The sequence below is a fragment of the Apilactobacillus pseudapinorum genome, assembly GCF_040369555.1.
Classification (GTDB): domain Bacteria; phylum Bacillota; class Bacilli; order Lactobacillales; family Lactobacillaceae; genus Apilactobacillus.
On sequence record NZ_BAABVU010000034.1, the window covers coordinates 1 to 219 of the forward strand.

Genomic DNA, 219 nt, shown 5'->3' on the forward strand with positions numbered 1-219 from the left:
ACGAAGTTCTTTCAGATAAATAGTGTGGTGGCGATAGCTAGAAGGATACACCTGTTCCCATGCCGAACACAGAAGTTAAGCTTCTAAACGCCAAGAGTAGTTGAGGGATCGCCCTCTGCGAGGGTAGGAAGTCGCCGCGCTTTATTCCGAATTAGCTCAGTTGGTAGAGCACCTGACTGTTAATCAGGTTGTCGTCAGTTCGAGTCTGACATTCGGAGT

General features: G+C 48.4%; 1 tRNA gene and 1 rRNA gene. Both read left to right on the plus strand.

The window, feature by feature from the left end:
- Nucleotides 1-23: 23 nt before the first annotated feature.
- Nucleotides 24-140: ribosomal RNA gene (gene rrf / locus ABWU86_RS06045) — 5S ribosomal RNA — on the plus strand.
- A 5-nt stretch (nt 141-145) separates the two neighbouring features.
- A tRNA-Asn gene (locus ABWU86_RS06050) sits at nt 146-218 on the plus strand.
- The last annotated feature ends 1 nt before the right edge of the window (nt 219 follow it).